General features: G+C 59.8%; 19 protein-coding genes. 3 read left to right on the top strand and 16 right to left on the bottom strand.

Going from position 1 to position 22,156, the window contains the following annotated elements; all coding sequences use genetic code 11:
• Positions 1-412: 412 nt before the first annotated feature.
• From AB1576_08825 to AB1576_08775, 11 genes are all read right to left on the bottom strand, one after another.
• Positions 413-559: a DUF1156 domain-containing protein gene (locus AB1576_08825; GenBank protein ID MEW6081859.1), complete on the bottom strand. Its 147-nt coding sequence runs from the start codon at positions 557-559 to the stop codon at positions 413-415.
• Positions 560-611: 52 nt separating this feature from the next.
• Positions 612-821 carry a KTSC domain-containing protein gene (locus AB1576_08820; GenBank protein ID MEW6081858.1) on the bottom strand — a complete coding sequence of 70 codons (210 nt, stop codon included), beginning with the start codon at positions 819-821 and terminating at the stop codon, positions 612-614.
• A complete protein-coding gene (locus AB1576_08815; GenBank protein ID MEW6081857.1) occupies positions 818-2,629 on the bottom strand; it encodes an ATP-binding protein in 1,812 nt (603 codons plus the stop codon). Before AB1576_08815 ends, AB1576_08820 begins: the two co-directional genes overlap by 4 nt.
• Positions 2,630-2,678: 49 nt before the next feature.
• Positions 2,679-3,896 carry an SIR2 family protein gene (locus AB1576_08810; GenBank protein MEW6081856.1) on the bottom strand — a complete coding sequence of 406 codons (1,218 nt, stop codon included), beginning with the start codon at positions 3,894-3,896 and terminating at the stop codon, positions 2,679-2,681.
• Positions 3,897-4,005: 109 nt separating this feature from the next.
• Positions 4,006-7,584 (bottom strand): helicase-related protein, encoded by a 3,579-nt coding sequence (locus AB1576_08805; protein ID MEW6081855.1) that lies wholly within the window; start codon positions 7,582-7,584, stop codon positions 4,006-4,008.
• A gap of 696 nt (positions 7,585-8,280) precedes the next feature.
• On the bottom strand, positions 8,281-8,460 hold the full coding sequence (locus AB1576_08800) for a helix-turn-helix domain-containing protein (GenBank protein MEW6081854.1): 180 nt from the start codon (positions 8,458-8,460) through the stop codon (positions 8,281-8,283).
• A 492-nt stretch (positions 8,461-8,952) separates the two neighbouring features.
• Positions 8,953-10,773: a glutamine--fructose-6-phosphate transaminase (isomerizing) gene (glmS, locus tag AB1576_08795; protein ID MEW6081853.1), complete on the bottom strand. Its 1,821-nt coding sequence runs from the start codon at positions 10,771-10,773 to the stop codon at positions 8,953-8,955.
• A gap of 253 nt (positions 10,774-11,026) precedes the next feature.
• Entirely contained in the window at positions 11,027-12,364 is a 1,338-nt protein-coding gene (gene glmM / locus AB1576_08790; protein MEW6081852.1) for a phosphoglucosamine mutase, read from the bottom strand.
• Between the two features lie 50 nt (positions 12,365-12,414).
• Complete coding sequence (locus AB1576_08785) at positions 12,415-13,617, bottom strand: CdaR family protein (GenBank protein ID MEW6081851.1); 1,203 nt, start codon at positions 13,615-13,617, stop codon at positions 12,415-12,417.
• A 9-nt stretch (positions 13,618-13,626) separates the two neighbouring features.
• Positions 13,627-14,634 carry a diadenylate cyclase CdaA gene (cdaA, locus tag AB1576_08780; GenBank protein MEW6081850.1) on the bottom strand — a complete coding sequence of 336 codons (1,008 nt, stop codon included), beginning with the start codon at positions 14,632-14,634 and terminating at the stop codon, positions 13,627-13,629.
• A 69-nt stretch (positions 14,635-14,703) separates the two neighbouring features.
• Positions 14,704-15,378, bottom strand: coding sequence for a redox-sensing transcriptional repressor Rex (locus AB1576_08775; GenBank protein MEW6081849.1), 675 nt, complete (start codon positions 15,376-15,378; stop codon positions 14,704-14,706).
• A 162-nt stretch (positions 15,379-15,540) separates the two neighbouring features.
• Between AB1576_08775 and AB1576_08770 the strand changes: the two genes are divergently transcribed.
• Positions 15,541-16,086, top strand: coding sequence for a chromate transporter (locus tag AB1576_08770; GenBank protein MEW6081848.1), 546 nt, complete (start codon positions 15,541-15,543; stop codon positions 16,084-16,086).
• Positions 16,083-16,601, top strand: coding sequence for a chromate transporter (locus AB1576_08765; protein ID MEW6081847.1), 519 nt, complete (start codon positions 16,083-16,085; stop codon positions 16,599-16,601). Before AB1576_08770 ends, AB1576_08765 begins: the two co-directional genes overlap by 4 nt.
• Here AB1576_08765 and whiA read toward each other — a convergent pair.
• From whiA to AB1576_08740, 5 genes are all read right to left on the bottom strand, one after another.
• The gene (gene whiA, locus AB1576_08760; protein MEW6081846.1) at positions 16,594-17,520 is read right to left on the bottom strand and encodes a DNA-binding protein WhiA; all 927 of its coding nucleotides are present in this window, start codon (positions 17,518-17,520) and stop codon (positions 16,594-16,596) included. The genes AB1576_08765 and whiA overlap by 8 nt on opposite strands.
• Positions 17,521-17,533: 13 nt before the next feature.
• A complete protein-coding gene (locus AB1576_08755) occupies positions 17,534-18,910 on the bottom strand; it encodes a tryptophanase (GenBank protein ID MEW6081845.1) in 1,377 nt (458 codons plus the stop codon).
• Between the two features lie 4 nt (positions 18,911-18,914).
• Positions 18,915-19,958, bottom strand: a complete 1,044-nt coding sequence (locus tag AB1576_08750; protein MEW6081844.1) for a gluconeogenesis factor YvcK family protein — start codon at positions 19,956-19,958, stop codon at positions 18,915-18,917.
• A 15-nt stretch (positions 19,959-19,973) separates the two neighbouring features.
• Positions 19,974-20,864 carry an RNase adapter RapZ gene (gene rapZ, locus AB1576_08745; protein ID MEW6081843.1) on the bottom strand — a complete coding sequence of 297 codons (891 nt, stop codon included), beginning with the start codon at positions 20,862-20,864 and terminating at the stop codon, positions 19,974-19,976.
• 76 nt (positions 20,865-20,940) lie between these two features.
• A complete protein-coding gene (locus AB1576_08740) occupies positions 20,941-21,744 on the bottom strand; it encodes an endonuclease/exonuclease/phosphatase family protein (GenBank protein MEW6081842.1) in 804 nt (267 codons plus the stop codon).
• A 190-nt stretch (positions 21,745-21,934) separates the two neighbouring features.
• Here AB1576_08740 and AB1576_08735 point away from each other — a divergent pair, with 190 nt between their 5' ends.
• On the top strand, positions 21,935-22,153 hold the full coding sequence (locus AB1576_08735; protein MEW6081841.1) for a hypothetical protein: 219 nt from the start codon (positions 21,935-21,937) through the stop codon (positions 22,151-22,153).
• The last annotated feature ends 3 nt before the right edge of the window (positions 22,154-22,156 follow it).

The raw sequence follows: 22,156 nt of genomic DNA, 5'->3' as shown, positions 1-22,156 counted from the left end.
TGACGACGTAGAGCCACGCCCGCTCGCCGAGCTGGCGGAGCTTGTCCACCTCGGAACTGGCCAACACGATGGCGTCCAACTGCAGCTGCGCTCGTACCGCATCACCACGCGGGTTCCATCTCGTCGTCGCGGCACATCTAACGCCCTTGCTGCTATGCGCCTGCCTGTGCGTCCCCGTACGCAGACAGGCCGCACGCCGCGTCGCACCAGGCAGGCGAGGGCGCTTGTGCCTTGCTCTCAATGGTCGTCACAGGCACGAAAATGATCACGGCCTCCGTCAGTGGATCGGGGGGGTTGGCGGTCAGCTTCATCATCAGTTCCAACTCCTTCAGCCCTTCCACGGCCTCGCGGAAGGAGCCGCAGGGTAGCGCGGGTCATCCGAATCGGGCACGAGCGAGGTGAAGACCACCGCCTACGCTGCCACCAGCGACCGTCGCGCCCACCAAAGATGCAGCGTCGAGATATGCCCGTGCCGCAGCGACTTGTCCCGCACGCTCTCCGCCGAGATCTCCCGGATGGGAAGCGCGACCTCGATCAGGTGGGGCAGATTGATCATCATCGGACTTCGGTTCCCCCCGTGCGACTAACTCCAGCTCCACCGTTTGTTATGTTTATAGCTTCGTGTACCGGTAGTTATGCCTGATGTTCGCATGCAGAAACTGGCCCTTGGAACTGGCACGCATGAATTCCTGGTACACGTTCTCCGGCACGTCGTAGTATTGGTAGATTGACCCGCTTGTGAATTCGACTTCGAGAGTCATCGTATTGGAGTCGTAGCCAATCGACGCGACGCTGGATGAGGTTACCGGCGTTCTGTTCATGTAGCACCTCCTGAAGTGCAGGTGTCTTTTGCGTTCTCGCTTCTCCAAAGTTCCACGACTGTAGCATAATCCTCCGCTTGCTTCTGGCGGTTCCAGCCGCCTCTCGACTCAGGATCGTAGACAAGCGGATCGTGACTGTCGGGCCGTCGGTTCTTGGCCGGGGCTTCAATCATAGCTCGTAAAGGCAGTTGAACCGATTCGCCAACAATGATCGCTTCGCCGGTGCGTAAGGTGGGCAGCATGCTGAAGAGGCCTTCCAGGTTGTCACTTACTGTGCCGGTCACATGAGCACGATCCGTAGCATTCGCCAGACGCATGGCAAACATAGTGCCGCATTGCGAGAGGATGGTTGAGTCAATCTCCGCTGGCCTCTGGCTTACGATCATTGCGCCCACGCCATATTTTCGGCCTTCCTTCACGATTCTACGGGCCGCGATGGACGCCGGGCTCACGTTGCCAGAACTCAGGTAGGCGTGCGCTTCTTCAAGAACGAAAAGCAGGGGCCTGGATCGCCCGCCTTCTGGCCGATACCGCGCCCAGAAAAGCGCGTCGAACAAAAGCCGGATCAGCACACCGATTAGGTCCTTAAGAATGGATACCGGCACGCCTGAAAGGTCGAGAATGGTAATCGGCTTCTCCCCGCCAACCCACGACTTCAACATGCTGTCGAGATCTTGATCGGGTTGCGCGTCAAGATTCTGATGATCTGGCTTGGGACACCACGGGCCAGGCCGAAAAAGGAAGTCATAGCGGGTGTCGCGAAGAAGGGACTCGAGGGCTAGTATCTGCCGCCGAATATTGAGTTGCGCACCACTCAGATAGACGCGGTTTGGTCCACTAGACGTGATCGGCCGATATCTGGGCGGAGTCACGCCCATGATGTCGCCCAGCAGAAGCTGTCCGTTTGCATCTTGCTCGATAGCCTCCGCCTGTTCACTTTGATTGGAGCCGGGACCAACCGTATGGGTGGAGCAAACGTGGCGATGGAGTTCGTACCACAGCCGGTGAATGCTAAAGGGGATCGGGGTATCCACCGTGATCGTATCGGCTGTCACACCGTTGCGCGCAGCCACCCGCAGGGACGCGAGTTTCAATTGCCTGACCTTTTCCACAAGCGCCGCACGGTCAGCGTCGCCTACATCACGAAACGGCGTAACACGTAGAAGCTCGTCGAAGCTCAGTGCCCAATATGGGATGAGCAGTGGTTTCTCGCCTCGCTTTTCATCGGGGTTTACTCGGAACACGGTTGCCCGGTCAGTAAGCGCTGTGTAGTACTCACCGTGGATGTCCAAGATGATGATGCGCGCGGAGGGATAGCGGTTCGGATCTGAGAAGGATACCAGTAGGTTAGCTACAGTCGTGGACTTACCCGCACCGGTCGTCCCGACGACGGCACAGTGACGGGTCACAAGCCGGTCAATATCAATCAGAGCAGGAATAGATTCAGCGCTGGCCAGGCTGCCAACCCTGACACAATTAGGCGCATCCGGCATGCCGTAAATGCGGGTCAGATCATGTTCTGTTACGAGATGCACTTCGTCGCCGATAGTTGGATACTGCGATATCCCCCGCGTAAACTTTCCGCTGCGTCGGCCTTCACCGATGAGTTGGACTTTCATCCAGCGATGCCCGTATGGCTCCACTGCGGCAAGGGCCGCAGGAACGGCCCCTGCCCCAACTTGAGATACGATTCCAAAGAGATCGACCAGACCGATCGGAATGCGCACAAAACTGCCGATCTGTCCAATTCGATAGCCGCGGCCGTCGATGAACGCCAGACCGGATACGGTGTCTTTGTCAAGCGCCACGCTAATGGTCGCGCCCTGAACGTCCTGAACCGAGCCAAGGTATGACGGGCTATTTGGCATTTTGTACCTCTGCATATTGGCGGGCTATGCCGGCCAGTTCGTGAAGGAATTCGCCCAACACGGCAAAATCCCCCAGTTGAAACTCGGCCGTCCTATTCCCCTCTTTATTGGCAGGCTCAACGGGTATCCACATTACCCATCGTCCAGCATTCTCCGACACGGATTCGGCGTCCTTTTCAGGCCACTTAGCTTGGTTCCCACTGATGATAGCCCCATCCCGTGCCAAAAGGCTGAGATTTGGTCGTTCACGAGCCAACTTAACTGCATCAGGATATTTCGCCAACTGATCGAAGAGCAGTGCAAATGCGATTGCGGTCTGAGTACCCTGGAGTCCTTGCACAATTACTTCGTTGATGTGCTCGTCACGAAAGGAATGACCGCAGATGACGAGCGTAGCGCCGGGCTGTTTTAGAAATGCCCTGAGCCTGTCAATCATGGCAAGATAGGGCATGCGACGGCTTTCTTCGTACTTTAGGTGTGAGGGATGAATCACACGCTTGAGGCCTTGCTCATTGCTTGCACCGCGAAGCACGCCTTCAGTGGGTATCTGATACCAGTTGATCGAGCCGTGAAGCTTCCATAAGCGTGCCCAGCGGGCCGGAAGACTGTCCTCTTCCATCGCGCGAATGTCGAAGAACGGCTTCCGAACGCCGGCAAACCCATCGAAATACGGAACTCTATGTTCCTCAAACGCTTCCTCCATCAGCAAGTCGTAGTTTGTCGTGAATATCTCAACCGGGTTTATCCGCGTAACAGCCCCCACCCATGACGCAACCCGATGGTACGGAGTCTCCTTGCTTGGCAGAGATTTGTCGACCAGCTCATGGATTGTCTGACAAATCTTTTCGTCGAGTCGGTCCAGGTTCGCCGCAGAGAGACCTCGCACCGTGTCATTTCCGGCAACTACGCGAAGGGCACGGATGTGACTTAGCATTTGTTCCACATTCACGTCGCTGCGGCCGTCCATACTGAAATGGTCATCAATGATCCTCAGAAGCGGGCCGCACTCGTTACATTTGGTGAGCACGTCGCGGACAGCCTTGGTGAGTCCATCAATGTCAGGAATCAGCGGTGGACCATTGTCACCTTCAGGCCTGATAGCCATTGGGCAACCAGCACCGAGGAAGAAACCGATCGGCTTCTTGTCGCTCGACAAACACTGCTGGAGATATCCCACTTGCTTGTAGGGGTCCTGAACGTAAGTCATATCAAACCCTCCGGTAAAATCAAGGGCGCGCTTGCCAAACCGCGCTTCTCGGCGATGCGCCTGGCCGACCCCGCCAGACCATCATCCCACCTGAATCCTGTTCCGTGGTTCATTTGCCTCGCTCCTCTATCCTGATCATCGTCTCAACTTCCTGTCCCTGTTGCACCCAGTCATTTTCTTTAACAAGATACTGAATCTGCCGATACAGCACCTCCGGCCTGATCTTGGCAAGTGGGTCCTGGATGAGGTGCAAGCGCGGCCGCTCGCCCTTGCAGAAGGTCACGATGTAGAGCCACGCCCTCATCCCAAGCTGCCGCAGCTTGTCCACCTCGGGGCCGGTCAGCATGATAGGGCCGGACCGGGCCCGGCCTTTCACCTCAATGAAGCGCTTTTCGCCGTTAGGCCCGTCCGAGCGGATGTCGTAATGCTCTCCGTCCCGGCTGACATCGGTCGGGGTCCACCCGCGCGAGCGCTCAAACCGCATGGCCACCGCCGTGGCGATGGCTTCAACTTCGTCGTCACGGCGCATCGGTAGGCCCCTGGCAGGTTCACCATCCTCGCTTTCCAGCGTGGCCGCTGGGACAGGGGCCACTACGGCCTCTGTCAGGAGTTCCGGCAGGTTGGCGGTCAGTCTCATCATCAGGTCCAGTTCTTTCAAACGCTCCGTCTTGCGGTTTTTAAGTTCTTCGGCTCTTTGGCGCAACCGCTCACATTCCTGGGCATTGTTTTCGCCGAACAGCTGCGCCTGTTGCAGGTCGTTCAACTTCTCCTGCAGTTCAAGAATAAGGTCGGTAAAAGCCGTGTTCAGGTATTGTCGGCGCAAGTCGCATTCTTCTGTCCGGATGGTCTTAACCTCGGCGAGTTGCTTTTCGGTGATCTGTTCGTAAGCCCAGGCCTGAATCTCCTCACCTGCTCCCGGGGCCACCCCTGCCTGACCGGCGGGCAGTTCGGGAACCGGCATAGCGATCTCCGGAGCAACGCAGTTAAGTAGATATGAGGGCGATGTCGTTCGAAGACCCATATGGTCCCGGACTATGACGGCCAGCCGTTCGTGGGCCGGCGGTTTGCGGCGATCCTGCCGCCATCGCCGGCGTCCGTCCTCAATGGTCGAACGGACCAGCCAGAGCTGTTGCGGCTTGCCGATGTTCGGGTCAAAGAGGATCGTCCCCCTGGCGAAGGCCTGCCGTGCTTCGCGAATCGCCCACTCGATCAGAATGTCGAAAAGCGGATGGCCGGGACCCAAGAGCTTCGTGCGCTCAGGAACGCTCACCTTGCTGGCAACGCTGACCAGTTGTTTATCGAACACAAAAGGTGTTTCGTACCGCTCTGAAATTGGCTGCCGGCGCTCCCGGGCAACCTCAAGAAGCATTGTCGGAGTGGCGCCGATGTGCCAGACCAGAGATTGATCATCCCGCCGTAGGCTCCCCCCGCAAGCCGCCCATGTCCGCTCGAAGAAGCGCTGAATAAACATCGGTTGCAGCCGGCGCTCGTCGGAGGCGTCACGGAGTTCGCGGGCCGCGCGCAGATCAAGACGTGAAGCCAGCGAGGTTTTCTTCTGGAGCGCGATGAGTCTTTCCGCTCTTTCCCTGGAGGCCACCGCCAGCGCCGCGTCGGTGTCTTTTGCGGCCGCCGATTCATCCTCGGCGTCGATGGCTTCTTCAATCAGCCTGATAAGCGGAATGGCTTCCAGCCACTCATCAATCACGTCGTAGACACGGTCGGACCCCATTTGGTCGCGCATAACGTCAAGCTTTGACAGAACCTTCTGGATAACCGACCCTTCGCGAGTGTTTTGGGCGACCAAATTGTAAACCCAGACGTCATTGTCCTGGCCATAGCGATGGATACGCCCCATCCGCTGTTCCAGCCTGTTAGGGTTCCACGGGATATCCCAGTTGATGAGGTAGCGGCAAAACTGGAGGTTGATGCCCTCTCCCGCGGCATCGGTCGCCACCATGATTTTGGCCCGGGTCCGGAACCGGCGCTGGGCCTCTTTTCTCGCATCCACATCCATGCCGCCGTGGATGGTGGCTACCGTGTAACCTTTCTCTTCCAACCGGGTGGCGAGGCTCTCAAGGGTATCCCGGTGTTCGGTGAAGATCAGGAGCTTTTGGTCCTCGTCACGGATTACATCGGAGGAATCTAGGACAGTGAGCAGTTCGCCAAATTTTGCTTCCTTATGCTGCTTCAGGCTGTCCGCCAGCCGGTAGAGCCGTTCGACCTCGTCGCGTTCCTCCTCGACCTTATCCGGATCACCCGTCAGAACTTGACGGAAGATCCGCCGGTCAATCTCCTCGCGTTCTTCTTCCGACAGGTCTTCGTACTCGGTGATGTCACGGGGAGCATCTGGATCCACAGTTCCTCGGAACAGGCGCCGCTTCTCCGTGTCCGAACGGCTGGGGTCTCGGAGAATGGCTAGAACTTCATTGAGAGCCCTCAGGCGATTCTCCAGGGTCCGGGTAATGGCGTAGAGACTACTTGCCAGCCGTCGCTGCATCACCATGAGCGTCAGTTCAACGTTCCGGTTTCTCTTCGCCTTCGCTTCCTTCCGCTTGGAACGGACGTAGCGGGTTACCTCGTCATATAGCGTTTTTTCCTCAGGTGTCAGCTCGTAACCAGTCGTCTTCGTGTGCCGGGGCTTAAACAGCGACCTGCCCTCCCAATCCACCATTTCCTCCTTAAGGCGACGCAGGAAGAAGCGGTTCCTGGCCCTACTGATGGGACGCTCGGCCTCGAAATCCTCTGCACCCGGCACTTCGTATGGGGCTGCTTGTTCACGCACCCGGTCCGCGACGTGTTCATCCTTTTGGAACAGGTCCTCATCGAGAAGCAAGAGCAGCCGGCGAAAGGTGTCTTTCCTGCCCCGGTGCGGTGTCGCGGTCAAGAACAGCAGGTGGTCCGTCTTGCCGGCAAGCGCTTTGACCGCCTTGTAGCGCTCGCTTTCCTCAAGTTTGGTTCCGTATTCGTAGGCCGAGAGTCTATGTGCCTCATCAACAACCACGAGGTCCCACTGGGTCTCCGACGCCGCTCGCAGGCACCCCTCGTTGCGGGCGAGGAAATCAATAGAGGTGACGAAGATGCCCTCTTCGTAACGCGCGAATTGGCCAGGCTCGGCCTCGAAAGAGGCGCGGTTCACCAGGCGGGAGTGCAGGCCGAATTTTTCCTGGAGTTCCTCTTCCTTCCACTGCTTGGTCAGGCCGCCTGGAGTGATGATCAGCACCTTCTGGATCACGCCACGGAACAGCAGTTCCTTCATCAGGAGCCCGGTCATGATGGTCTTTCCGGCCCCCGTATCGTCCGCCAACAAAAAGCGGATCCTCGGCAAAGGAAGGAGATAGCGGTAAACAGCCTCGACCTGGTGAGGGACTGGATCGACGATACTGGAATTGACGGCAAAGAGAGGATCGAATTGATGGGCGATCCGAATGCGTTCGGCTTCGGCCCCTAAGAGAAAGAGTCCGGCGTCACCATCAAAGGTGTGCTGCTGCCCGCGGATCTTGACGAGAGATACAATCTCCTCCAAGGTAAGCGGCCGCTTGACCACACGCCGGGACTGAAGCCCCACTCCCTCAACGATCATTTTGCCGCCAAAAGGGACGATGCGTTGAATCTCAACAAGCTCGGACGGCTCCAAGCCTGCAATGATGTCACCCGGTGCAAGACTGTTACCCTTTTCCCTTTCTATCATCCTTTTTCTATCCTTCCTGGGTTCTCATTCGGTTCTGACCATTAAGTGGTTCTAAACTAAGTGCCCCAAGACGCAATTATGGTGACATATATTCTGATTTGCGATCAATCTGCGGCGGTGGCCTTGTCTCTCGTTATCTGGCTGGATAGCTTGGAAACCAGCCGCTTCAGATCCATACGTGAACTTCCACTTAAATGGCCAGGCAACTTTTTGACAGCGCTCTTGAGAAACCAGCGATCGATCCTCAACATCGGACGGGAACCAGATCGACATCTATTATCGATTGTCTAGCACAAAGCGTTAACGCCTAATGATTTCTCATAGCCAACTGGCGTGTATTGGCAAGTGTACCAGCGTAACTGTCGGCCATTTCGCGAGTCACTGAACCGAGCCCTCCCCGGTGAGCTGATCCGCTGTCAATAATCCAGAATACCGAATAAATGCCTTTGACCGCTTTAATCTCCTTCGTAAAGGTCCAGCACCCTACCGGCCTTTGCGGTGAAGTCAGGACCCCGGGGGAAGACCCAACTCCGGTGACGCCAGGGTTACAGCATCCTCCCAACAACACTTGGTTGTGCCACTTACCTCTGCCACGATGCCCCGGCTAATGACTTCCTGGCCTAATTCCGTCATTGACAGGCGAAATAGTGGTATCCCCAACCTGCGAGGCATTGTTCGCAGGCCGGTGCCTTAACCTCAATAGCCACTGCCGGGGGGAAAAGACTCCGGGCGCCCGCCCCGTGGTTCATCTTGAAGGCCAAGGAGGCCCATACTGTGAAACCGCTTGCGCCATTTACTTACAATCTGGCGTGGCGTACCTAATCGGTAGGCGATTTCCTTGTCACTTATTTCCCTCCTGAACGCCTCAGAGCCCACATAGACGGCCGTACCCAGCCATAATCTGTGTCCTAGCCTTTATCTGGAATTATGGGAACCTAAGCCATCCCATCCACAGCTCACGCCACAGCACAAACCTCTTCCAAATTCGGCAAGACCTTCCTAAATATCCTGCCAAACATTATCGATCTCTTCTACTGCAACAAAGGGAAGTGTTCCTTTGTACTCTCACAGTGACAACGAACGGGGCCACTCCGTGTAGCCCCTTAACCTCAGGTTTCTACTATGGCTCTTTATTCTGAAACCTTCGAGCACGCCGGTGAGATCACAAAAGCAATCACGGAAACGCCCGGCGTGGATCTGAGCCGCAAAGCAACACCTTCTTGCAGCGTCAAAAAGCCGCCGGACTCTTGCTACACAAGGCCTCGACGGCTTTTATATCTGCGATTGCTGCAAAAGTCTACACCACTATGCCCGGCTAGTTTTCAACTTTATTTCACGCGGGCAACCTGCTCTCCTGGATCCGGACTTCTATTCCACTGTCACGCTCTTGGCCAGGTTCCTCGGCCTATCAACATCACAGCCCCTGAGCACGGCGGCGTGATACGCCAGGAGCTGCAGGGGGATAGCGGTAATGACCGGAGCCAGGAGAGGGTGAGTCTCGGGCACCTCCAGGAGGAGGTCGCACACCCCATGCATGCCCCGGTCTCCCTCGTTCACCACACCCACCACCCATCCTCCCCTGGCCTTGATCTCCATCACGTTGCTCAGCGTCTTGTCAAATACGGTTCGCTGCGTGGCCAGGGCTACCACCGGGACCCCGTCGATTATCAGCGCAAGGGTGCCATGCTTCAGCTCTCCAGCAGCGTAGGCCTCAGCGTGAATGTACGATATTTCCTTCAGCTTCAGCTGCCCCTCCAGGGATGAGGCGAAGTCCGGCCCGCGCCCTACGAAGAACACATCATCCCACTGCGATATCCTCTTGGCGACCTCCTTGACCCGGTCATCCAGGGCGATGGCCCTCTCAGCGGCCACCGGAAGCGCGTTAAGGGCCTCCATGAAGCCCGCGGGGATAGCACGGCCCTTCAGCTCTGCTATACGCGTGGCCAGCAGCGCCAGGGCCGCTATCTGAGTGGTATAGGCCTTGGTGGAGGCAACAGCGATCTCTGGCCCCGCCCGGGTATAGATCACCTCGTCCGACTCCCTGGCCACCGAGCTCCCCACTACATTGGTGATGCCGATTACCCGCGCACCCCGGGCCTTCCCCTCACGGAGAGCAGCAAGGGTATCCGCGGTTTCACCAGACTGGCTCACGATGACCATGACCGAACCTGGTAGTACCAGGGGATCCCTGTAACGGAACTCCGAGGCCAAGTCCACTTCCACCGGGACCCTGGCCAGGGTTTCCACGAGGTGCTTCCCCACTAGGCCGGCGTGATAGGCAGTGCCGCAGGCAACGATGAACACCCGCTGGGACTCCCGCAGGGCCTCGCTGGACTGGGACACCTCTTTGAGGACCACTCGCCCCCCGTCGAGCCTTCCAGCCAGGGTATCCCGGAGAGCAACGGGCTGCTCGTGGATCTCCTTCAGCATGAAGTGGGCGTAACCACCCTTCTCGGCCATGACGGGATCCCACTCCACCTGGAAAACCGGCTTGTCCGTGGGGGCGCCCTTCAGGTCACACACGGTCACCCCGTCCCTGGCCACCACGGCCATTTCCCCGTCCTCCAGGATGTAGGTGCGCCGCGTGCGCCCGAGAAGGGCCGGGATGTCTGAGGCAATGTAGTTCTCGTCCTCCCCCAGCCCCACAACAAGGGGGCTTGACTGCCTGACCGCCACGAGGTAGCCCGGCTCGCTCGATGCCATCACCGCCAGGGCGTAGGATCCCCTCAGCCTGAGGGCAGCCTGGCGGACGGCCGAGGCTAGGTCTTGACCCTCGCTGTAATACTCCTCCACCAGGTGCGGTATGACCTCGGTATCTGTTTCCGAAGTGAACATGTGTCCCCTATCCCTCAGCCATGCGGTGAGTTCCTGGTAGTTCTCAATGATCCCGTTGTGGACCACCACTACATCACCATGGCAGTCGGTGTGGGGGTGAGCATTGAGGTCAGTGGGTGCCCCGTGCGTTGCCCACCGGGTATGTCCTATTCCCAGCGTGCCTTCAAGGCTCTCGCCAGAGATCCCTTTTTCCAGGCTGCAGATCCTCCCTGCGCTCTTCCTGACTACCGACCGGTTCCCCTGCAGGACGGCAACCCCTGCCGAATCATAGCCCCGGTACTCCAGCCTCTTCAGGCCCTCCAGGATGAACCCCAGGGCCTCGCCATCGCCAACGTATCCAACTATGCCACACATCCGGTATCTCCCCTTCCAGAGCGATAGCCGCGGGATGATACCGCGACTACCGGGAATAACCCATGCCAGGATAACCTGCCTTGCAGCCACCTGGCCCCCGTTTGTTCCCCGGTCGCCCGGGGGTTTTGTGAGGCCGCTCTCGGTTGTGGCCGAACCGTGGGGCACCCGCCGAACTTCGATGAACCCCAACCTCGTCAACTCGCTCCGCGAGTCCAGGCGCTTCGTCTCATTTGTCCCGGGAGTCTCATATTCCCTACCCTAGTTCCGCCCTGATCACCTCCTCCAGCATGTCAGTGAGGCCCTTGACCAGTGCAGGGCATTCTGCCTCGACCATGATCCTGACAACCGGTTCAGTCCCAGAAGGCCTTACCAGCACCCTCCCAGTGTCACCCAGGGTGCTCGCGGCTTCGCCAACAGCCGCCAGGACCCCAGGGCTTGTCGCCACGTCCTCCTTTTTCGTGACTAGCACATTCCGGACCTCCTGCGGAACCTTCACCATGACCTTTGCCAGTTCGGAAAGGGGCAGTCCTGATTCCTTCATCACCTGAGCCAGCTGCACAGCCGTGAGAATGCCGTCCCCCGTAGGGAGGTGTTCGAGGAAGATGACGTGCCCGGATTGCTCCCCCCCCAGGACTGCCTTGGTGTTGCGCATTTCCTCAAGAACACACCTGTCGCCAACCTGGGACCGCACCACCCTGCCGCCGGCTCTCCTAAAGGCTATGTCCAGACCTACATTGCTCATGACTGTCGCCACTAGGGAATTCCCCGCGAGATTGCCCTTCTCCATCCGGTCCAGCCCAATTATGGCGAGTATGTAGTCACCATCCAGCACGCGGCCGCCCTCATCCACGACTATAGCCCTGTCCGCGTCACCATCCAGGGCAATTCCCAGGTGCGCCCCGTGCTCTACCACCGCCCGGGCCAGGCACTTAGGATGCAAGGACCCGCACTCCATGTTTATGTTGGAGCCATCCGGATCCGACGCCAGGGGGATCACCCTCGCCCCCAATCCCTGGAAGACCACGGGGGATATGCGGGATGCGGCGCCATTGGCACAGTCCACTGCCACGGTCAGCCCGGAAAGAGACACCCCCGTGCCCATCAGGAACCCCGCGTAACGCTCCACGGCATCCCCCAGGGACACATCCCGGCCGATGCTCGACGCGGTGGGCCTGGGATATGTGTCATGTCCAGAGAGGATGGAACGCTCAATGGCAGCCTCCCAGCTTTCGGGGATCTTCTCCCCCGTGGGCCCGAAGAACTTGATGCCATTGTACTGGAAGGGATTGTGGGAAGCGGAGACCACCACACCACCGCTGGCCCCGAGTTCCCTTGTGAGGTAGGCAACGCCAGGGGTTGTCATGACCCCGGCCCTGAACACACCGGCTCCCGTGGAGAGGATGCCGCTGATGAGCGCTGATTCCAGGAGCGGTCCCGACAGCCTGGTATCCCGTCCTACCACGAAACGAGGGCGCTCCGAGCCTTGGCCCAAGAGGCCACTGCCCGTCCGCCCCAGGTAGAAGGCCATCTCGGGAGTCAAGTCCAGGTTGGCAACACCGCGTACTCCATCAGTCCCGAAGAGCCGTCCCATGGGACACCCCTTTCCCCAATCCATGAGTATGCATATACAGGGGGCACGAGCTACTGGCGCCTTGTAAGGGTGACCTCCACGGTGGACGGCTCTAGCCTCTCAAGCTCCACCCTCTCGGGCAAGAGCGCAAGGACCTCCAGGATGTGGACTCCCTCTTGAAGCCCCCGGGCGTCCACAGACACACCCACCTTGTCCTCGGTCACCCGCTCAAGGTCAGCCTCGAGACCCGCCACCGTCACTAGGCAGTAGGACGGCTGGATCTGCCACCTGAGACCGGTGCCGACGTTCCTGAGCACCACGGGCACCTCAAACTCCTTCGTGACCCGGTCCTGCACCAGTATCACCGCCACGGTTACCCTGGCAGGCTCCACCGAGAATATCCCGGAGGGAAGCATGAGCCCAACCTGCTGGGAAACGGTCCCCGCCTCGTGACCCTGAACTGAGACGGTCTCGGTCACCAGATGATGCAGGTTTGCCAGGGATGAGGCTGAGGCCCTCACCTTGACGCTGGAGGGCTGAACCGTCGTGGAGGCTACCTTGAAGCCCCGGGCCGGCGTGCCCTGCACATCAGGCTTCACTGCCACTACCTTCGATGGGGGCAGCTGTCTCATCGGCACCGTGACCGCCAGCGCCCCGGGCTGCAGGGATACACCCTCCACAACTCCCCCGTCAGCGCCCACCGCAGCCAGGGTAGAGATGGCTTGGCGCTCGCCGGACGCCCCGGTTATATCTACTGTCCCCAGGGCGTGGTCTACCATGGCCAGGCGGGTCCTCGGCCCTATGGCTGTGACCTCTTCCAGTTCAATCTCAGCGCTCAGTGCTTCATAGTCCTCCGCCGGTTCCCCTCTTACGTCAATGCTCACCTTCACAGCCTTCTCGGTGATGGTGTCCACCACCACCGTGGCCATGGAGGGCACCGATTCAACCACGGTCACGCCCCGGGGAGCCGTCACCTCAACGGGCGCGATACCATGCCCCTCCCCGAAGCCGCGAAGGTCCACAAGGGCCTCGATGTCGTCCCGGGCCACGTTGCCCAGCAGGTTGCGGGGGCCCTTGACTGTGACGTCAATGGTCTTGGGCTGCCAGTCCAGGAGGACCTGGTCCTGGGCCAGGTTTTCTGTGCTTACTGGAATGCTCGCAAAGGTTCTCTCAATGGCAGGGTTCTCCTCGCCCATTACCTGAAACCACAAGACCAGGGCGATGGCCACGGAAAGGAGCTTCACGCTTATGTCCTTCTGAAGCCACTTATCCATACCATCACCTCACCTTCCAGCCCTGGCTGGCGCCACCGGTACGTGGAAGAAACCCATGAGCAACTCTCTTATGGCCCGCGAATCCAGGCGCCTGGTGAGGTTGCCCTCGTTGGCCAGGGAGATGTTCCCTGTCTCCTCCGATACGACTATTGCCACGCAGTCCGAATGCTCGGTTATACCCATGGCAGCCCTGTGCCTGCCACCCATCTCCTTCTCCAGCTCCAGGGCATCTGTAAGCGGCAGGTAGCATGAGGCGGCCATTACCCGCCCGCCCCGGAGGATCACCGCGCCATCGTGCAGCGGTGTATTGGGCTCAAATACATTGACCAGGAGTTCCGCGCTGACCAGGGCATCCATCTTCACACCCGTCTCAGCGTGATCACCAAGACCTGTCTCTCTTTCCAAGACGATGAGAGCCCCGGTCTTGTTCCGTGACAGTATCTCCGTGGCCCTGATCACCTCCGAGATCACCCGAGAGGCCTCCTCATCCCCGGCGAAGCCCAGGGTCCTGGCAAAGAGCTGGCCACGCCCCAGTTGCTCCAGGGCCCGCCTCAGCTCCGGCTGGAACACCACTGGGAGCGCCACGAACAGCATGAGCCTGGCGTTGCGCAAGAGCCAGTTGACGGTGGTGAGTCCCAGGGCCTGGCTAACCGCTGTGGCCACAACGAGGATCATGACACCCTTAAGGAGCTGCACTGCCCGGGTGCCTCGGATGGCCGTGAATATGCGGTAGAGCACATAGGCGACAACCGTGATATCGACGAGGGCCATGATCAAGTCGAAGGCCGGGAGATAGCGCACCTGGTTGAAGGCATCCGAGGCCTCTGGGAAGAACGCCACGATGGCCAAGCCGCTAAACACCAGGACAATGAGAAAGCCTGCCCCACGTGCCACCTGAGCCCATGGTCGCGCCAGGCGTGGGGTTACCCGGAATAGGAGGATAAATGCCAGTACTGCGGCCCCTCCCAAGATCACCGCGGTCTCAATGGGAGGAAGATACCCAATACTATCCAGCAACAAACCCACCTCGTAGTCCTGGGATGGCAGATCCCCTAGACTCCACCCTCCACCTTACCCCCACGGCCCCTATCTCGGCGTGTCCGGGTCGTTCCTGTGGGACCCGTCCCTGGGGGAGGTGGGATTGACGTAGTAGGCGAGGCTCTGCAGCTCCAGGGTCAGGTCTATATTCTGGACATAGGTTCCCTTGGTGGAATGGACCTTGACCGGAGCGAAGTTCAGGATTGCCTCAACACCGGCGGTCTCCAGGAGCTGCGCCGCCTTCTCGGCCTCCTGGGCTGGCACGGTAATGATGGCCATCTTGATGCCTTGTTCCTGTATGACCCTGGGCATGTCGGAGATGTGGTGGACCTTGAGGTCCCCGCTGACGGTGGTTCCCACCTTTGACCAGTCCTGGTCGAACACCGCTGAGACCCTCACATCCCTGTGACGAAGCACGCTGTAGCGTGCCAGGGCGGTCCCCAGGTTCCCCGCCCCCACCAGGGCCACGGGAACCTCCTTGTTCAATCCCAGTATCCTGCGGAGCCTCTCCTGAAGGTGAGACGCGGAATAGCCCACTCCCCGCACCCCGAAGGCGCCGAAATACGCGAAGTCCTTCCGGATCTGTTCGGAGGAAAAACCGGTCCTGGCGGCCAGTTCGGCCGAAGAGACCACATCAACCTTCTCCTCGGACCAGTCGCTGAGCACCCTCACATAGATGGGAAGCCTGCGGATGGTCGTGTCGGGTATCTTAGTCTTCGGCACGAAACCGCCCCCTCTGGCTTGGTAGGTTCACAGCCACACCTACTTATAGTAGAATGAGTCCAGCGTGTGTTGGTTTCAACGTCCTTGAGATCTTTTCCTTCCCCTGCACGGCGGATTTGGCTGACGCAAACCAGGCCAAGCCATGGGAGGGACCAGAGACACATGACAATCGAGCCCACGATCCCCCGGCTTCTGCTGGTGTTCCTGAGGGTGGGAGCCTTTACCTTCGGTGGGGGATATGCCATGGTGCCCCTGATCCGGCAGCAGCTGGTAAGACACGGCTGGCTTTCGGAGGAGGAGTTCACTGATCTCCTGGGCTTGGCCCAGGGGGCCCCGGGACCCATAGCTGTGAATACAGCAGTCTACGCCGGGTTGGCCCTCAAGGGGCTGGCAGGGGCAGGAATGGCGGTTCTGGGGGTCATCCTCCCGTCCTTCCTGGTGATCCTGGCCATTGCCATGCTCATGCCAGGCTTGCGGGAATACCCCCTGGTGACCTCAGCCTTCTACGGACTCAGGCCCGCCGTGGTGGCCCTCATCGCCTCCGCGGCATTCCAGGTTGGCAGGCGGGTGCTCCGCGGCTGGCACAACACCCTCATAGGGTTGCTGGCCTTCACCGGTCTTTACCTGAACCTGCACCCGGCCCTGGTGGTAACAGCCTTCGGGCTCTGGGGACTGGCAGCCCCAGTCTTGGGGGTGAAGAAGCAGTGATCCTCGCGAGACTGTTCCTCTCCTTCCTGAAGGTGGGCATCTTCGGATTTGGAGGCGGCTACGCCATGCTTCCCCTGATGGAAGAGGAGCTGATCACCAGAGCGGGGTGGCTCACAATGGGGGAGTTCGTGGACATCATCGCGGTGGCCGAGATGACGCCAGGCCCCGTGGCCATAAACGCCGCCACCTACGTGGGGTACCGGGTAGCCGGGTTCTGGGGAGCATTGACGTCCACCCTGGGAGTTATTACACCCTCCCTGTTTATCATGGGAGTCTTGACCCTGCTTTACCTCCGGTACCGCAAGATGGAGGGGGTCCGCCTGTTCTTCGGCGGGGTTCGCCCAGCCGTGGCCGCCCTGGTGGCCTTCGCGGCCCTCCGGGTGGGTCAGACCCTATTGCTGGATACCCCCTCCATTGTCATCGCTGTCGCGTGTTTTGCCCTGGTGACGACCAGGCGGGTCCACCCCACGGCCGTTCTGCTGCTGGCCGCCGTGGCCGGGATCCTCATCAGTTAGTCAGCTTCTGGGCTATCATGCTCAAACGCCTCAAGCGGTGGTTCACCCCGGACTTCCCCAAGACTGGCTCCAGTAGCTCCCCCAGCTCCTTAAGGCTCAGATCTGGGTGCTCCAGCCTCAAGCGAGCCAGATCCCCCAGGCTCGGGCTCAAGGCATCCAGCCCGATAGTACGCTCTATGAGAAGGATCGCCTCTACCTGGCGGACCCCGGCGTCCACTATCTTGGTGACGTTGGCGGTCTCGCAGTTCACCACCCGGTTGACCCTACCCCTCACATCCCGGAGAACCCTCACGTCCTGGTATCTCAGCACCGCGCCATGAGCCCCCGCCAGGGTGAGGAACTTCACGATCTCTTCACATTCCTTGAGGTAGACCAGCCAGCCATGGTTCTTTGCCCTTACCCCGGGTTTTATGCCCTCGCTCAACAGCAGGTCGCAGAACCCCAGGGCAGGTGCCTCCGACTGGAACCTTACCTCAAGGTGATGGGTACTCTCGGGGCTTGCCACGGAGCCTGAGCCAAGAAACGCACCTCGAAGGTAGGCCCGCCTAGGCTTCGCGCCGCCCGGCTGGGAAACAAGACCTGTCCCCAAGCCGCTGTCGCCCCAGAAACCTAGCCCCTTTAGTACTGTCTCGGACTCCAGGGGAGGCACCCTGACAACGTACTGCGTGAGCGTCCGGGGGCTCCGGCGCTTCTTCACCATGATGTCAGTGCGCACCCCAAAGCCCGCCTTGATCAACCGGAAGGCCCGCCTGGCTGTGGGAGAGTGGTTCAAGGTAACCTCAAGGGCCCACCTCCCGGCGCACCCCTGGATGGCACCGGCGGTTCTCGCAAGGCCCGCGAGTTCGGCACGGACTGCCTCCGGTGCCCTGGGCACCGGGAGCCCGGCCAGTTCCCCCTTAACCAACAAGGAGAAGGTCACTGGCATGCACCTCTCACATGGGCGACAGGCGCGCGGTGAAATGCCGCAGCACGGGGGGCTCATACTCGAAGCGATAGCCCTTGACCCTTTCCCTCCTGGCCAGGAGGTCCAAGAAGGCACGAGCCACAACATCCATGTGCCGGTAGGTGTAGGTGCGACGCGGGATGGCCAGGCGAACCATCTCCAACCTGGGTTCCATGTTCTCCCCTGTCCTGGGGTCTCGCCCCGCCATCACAGAGCCGATCTCCACGCCCCTGACCCCCGCCTCAAGGTACAATTCGACTGAAAGGGCCCAGGCGGGAAAGGCTGCCCTGGGAAGGTGGGGCAGGAATGCCCCGGCGTCCACATACACGGCATGCCCCCCGGAGGGTTTGACCACCGGGACACCCGCCTTGACCAGCTGGGAGTGCAGGTACTGGACCTGCCCAACCCTATCCGCCAGGTAGCTGAAATCCAGCACCTCCCTGAGACCCCGGGCGACAGCCTCCATGTCCCTGCCAGCCATGCCTCCGTACGTGGGAAATCCCTCATACAGAACGGCCCATGCCTGGGCACGCTGCACGATCTCCGGGTCCCTCAGGGCAAGGAAACCCCCGATGTTGGCCAAGGCGTCCTTCTTCGCGCTCATTGTGCAACCGTCAACCTGATCCATCATCTCACGAACGATCCCTGCCACGGGCTTGTCCTGGTAGCCCGGCTCCCGGGTCTTAATGAAGTAGGCGTTCTCCGCGAACCGGCAGGCGTCCATCACCAGTGGCACACCGTACTTAAGTGTGATGTCCCTCAGGCCCTTAAGGTTAGCCATGGAGACGGGGTGCCCACCAGTACCGTTGCAGGTCAGCGTGACCATGACCAGCGGTACCTTGCCTGGCCCTTTCTCCCTGAGCAGGTCATCCAGCCTGGCCAGGTCCACATCCCCCTTGAAGGGCATCTCCAGTTCGGGGTCATGGGCCTCCGCGGACACCAGGTCCACGGGCACCGCCCGGCGGTTCCAGACGTGGGCTCTGGTGGTATCGAAGTGATAATTGCTGGGAACCAGGTCTCCCTCTTTCAGGAGGGTCAGGAACAGGATGTTCTCAGCAGCCCTCCCTTGATGAGCCGGGATAACGAAGGAAAACCCCATCACATCTGCTACTGCCTGCCTCAGCCGCTGGAAACTCCGGCTCCCAGCGTAGGATTCGTCTCCCTCCATCATGGCAGCCCACTGGCTATCACTCATGGAACCGGTCCCGCTGTCAGTGAGCAGGTCTATGTATACAGACCGGGACTCCAGAAGAAACGGGTTGTAGCCTGCCTCACTGATGCAGCGTCTTCTCTCGGCCAGCGTGGTCAGATGCAGGGGCTCCACCATCTTGATCCTATAGGGCTCCGCCGTCAATGGACTCTCCAAGAACCTACCTCCTCCAGTTCGCTCTTGCCGCAGGCAGCACGGTGAAGAGTGCCTCAGCCAGCTTCTCCGGGTCATGCCGCGCGTATTCCCCCTGTTCCACCAGGTCCCCCTGGAGGACACTCACCCCCATGCCCCTCACAGCCTCCAAGTCCAAGGCTACTGGCTCGGAGCCTTCCACCTCGTATCTCCTGGCCAGTTCCGCACGGATGGCGGTGTTGTTAACCGCCACCCAGTCTATCACACCCTTGCCCGCGTGATCCATGATGGCCCGCACGTGGTCTGATACCCGGTAACCGGCGGTCTCACCAGGCTGGGTCATCAAATTAGCAACATACACCTTGACAGCCCTGGACCGCGCGATGGCCTCGGCCACCCCGCCCACGACCAGGGTAGGCAGGACGCTAGTGTAGAGGCTGCCCGGCCCTATGCCCACAATATCAGCCTCGGCTATGGCGCTGAGCGCTTCGGGCACAGGACTGCAACGGGGTTTTAGCCAAACCCTGCGGATGGTTCCTCCTGCTGCGGTAACGGCAGTCTCCCCGTGCACAACACGGCCGTCCTCCATTTCGGCGGCGAGGGTAACGTGCTCGAGGGTGGCAGGCAGCACCCGGCCCTTCACCGCCAGCACACGGCTGGAGAGCTTCACAGCCTCCTGGAAGTCCCCGGTTATCTCCGTCATAGCCGCGATGAACAGGTTGCCAAAGGTGTGCCCCTGGAGGCCGTCCCCCTGGTCAAACCTGTACTGGAAGAGGCGTCGCATCAGGGGTTCCGCCTCGGCCAGGGCCACCAGGCAGGCTCTGATGTCCCCAGGGGGAAGCATGCCCAGCTCATCCCTCAAACGGCCTGAGGACCCGCCGTCATCGGCCACTGTGACAACCGCCGTGACCCTGTGGGTCCTCTCCTTGAGTCCCCTGAGGAGCACCGAGAGTCCCGTGCCCCCTCCAAAGGCAACCACACTGGGAGCCCATGCGGCCCCGATATCTCCAGTGGAGCGTTTTCTGGCGGCTACGAGGCGCTTCATGGTGTCCTTCAGGTCCTCCCTGTCCACTGGCACCCTCACAGGTTAATTTCCACTCTCTTCATCTATGTCCCGGTGCTCCACAATCACCGTATGCTTCCTTGCCCGGAGAAGTTCACCCAGGCGGTTTGCCACCACGACTGATCGGTGTCGTCCACCAGTACAGCCGATGGCGATGGCCAGGTGGTTCTTGCCCTCGTTCTTGTAGTGGGGGAGCAAGTACCTAAGAAGGCCATCCAGTCTCTTCAGGAACCCCTTAGTCACGGCCCACTTCAAGACATACTGCTCCACCGCGGCATCCCTGCCATCCCGTTCCCTCAGGGACTCAACGTAGAAGGGGTTCGGCAGGAAGCGTACATCCAGCACTATGTCAGCGTCCCTGGGGAGTCCCTTCTTAAAGCCGAAGGTGGTCAAGGATATGACGAAGCGCTCCAGGCCGGGGTCTTCCGCGAACCTCTGCGCTATCTCTTCCTTCAGGCGTTGGGGGGTTGTCTTGCTGGTATCCAGGATGACGTTGGCATGCCCCCGGATCTCCTCCAGCTTCTTCCTTTCAGCCTTTACACCCTCCAGGATCCCCAAGTGGCGGGACAAGGGATGCCGGCGGCGGGTCTCCTTGAAACGCCTCACCAGGGTCTCGTCATCTGCCTCCAGGAAGAGGATCTTGTGAATGACTCCTTCCTCCTCCAGGATCTTAAGGGACTGGAAAAGGTCGTCAAAGAACACGCCCCCGCGGACATCTATCACCAGGGCCACCCGGCAGGTGTTCTCCCCTGACTTGCCGCACATCTCGGCGAACTTTGGAAGGAGGGCGGGAGGGAGGTTGTCAACGCAGAAGAAACCCAGATCCTCCAGGCTTCTCAGGGCTTGGGTCTTGCCAGCTCCGGAGAGTCCCGTGATTATTACTAGCCTAAGGTCAGTACCCCCGGCCTCCTTCAACCGCTCATCACCTGCGCGTCCCTTTGATAATAGGGCAACAACATGTGGTGTTCTTGACTTACCCTGACTTCTCCTCCTAGAGACTTAGACGTGCCATGACAGGCAGGTGATCAGAGGCATCTGACCAGATAACCCGGGCCTCCAGCACGGTTACACTCCTGGAGACCAGGATGTAGTCTATCCGGCAGCGAGGTGCCCAGGAAGGGAAGGTGAAGCCTGCATGATGACCAGCATCCTGGTAGCGGGTGGAGGCCAGCCCCACTTCGGGGGCATCATCCTCCAGGTTGAGGTCCCCCATGACCACCTTTGGCGCTCCGAAGCTCGCTATGAACCTCATGGCCTGCCTGGCCTGGCCCCCTACCTCAGTGGGGTCGAAACTCAGGTGGGTTGAGAACACCTGGAGGGTCTTCCCGTCTCCCAAGTCCAGGGCCACCCGGGCGATGCCGCGGCGCTCCTTGATGCCGCTGAACCTTACAACCTCCCAGTCGGTCATAGGAAAGGAGCTCAGGATGGCGTTGCCGTAGCCCACCCTCCCGACCCCAAGGTTGGGGGCACACACGTAGTCCATGTCCAGCGCACGAGCGATCTCCCTGACCTGGTCCCGCATCCCCGAACGGGGAAGCAGACGGTCCACCTCCTGGAGGGAAACCACCTGGGCGCCGCTATTACTGATGACCGCGGTGATCCGCTCCAGGTCCACCCTGCCGTCGATACCCCTGGCATGGTTGATGTTGTAGGTCATCACCACCACGGTACCGTCGAAGGGGGCCCCGGTGGACCAGGACCCCAGCACTGGCGTGGGGCGCCCGTGCCCGGAGTACAGTAGCCAGACAAGGATGACAAGGGCCGCAGCGGCCATGCGAACGGCCCAGGTCAACACGACTCGCGGGGTGCCGGGAGGCGCCCCTGTCACTGGCTTGGTCGGGGGAATATTCATATCATACTGGGGATTCTATAGGGCGCTGGCCCGGCCCTCCTGGCAATTGATGGTGGGAGGATGAAACAGTTACCGGATAACTGACTTTTCCTCTACAAACCCGCCCGAAGCATTTGACAAGGAGGCAAGAATGATGTATACTATAGACGAGATTGGTGAGGATTTCGTGGTGGTCAACGGTGAACGGATTGAAGTTGACCCGCCATTTGAGACCGTGCCAGACAAGCGAGAATATGAGATTTGGTTGAACGAGGTAATGCTGGATGCTGTTGAGGCAATTGGAAGTAGAGAGAACATACAGGCTTTCCAAGACCACCTTGCACCGGTGGCTCAAGGACGGAAAGCTGACTGACCA

It is taken from the genome of Bacillota bacterium, assembly GCA_040754315.1.
Lineage (GTDB): Bacteria > Bacillota > Sulfobacillia > DUSP01 > JBFMCS01 > JBFMCS01.
The sequence above is the reverse complement of the archived record's forward strand: the minus strand, read 5'-3'. Positions and strand labels throughout refer to the sequence as shown.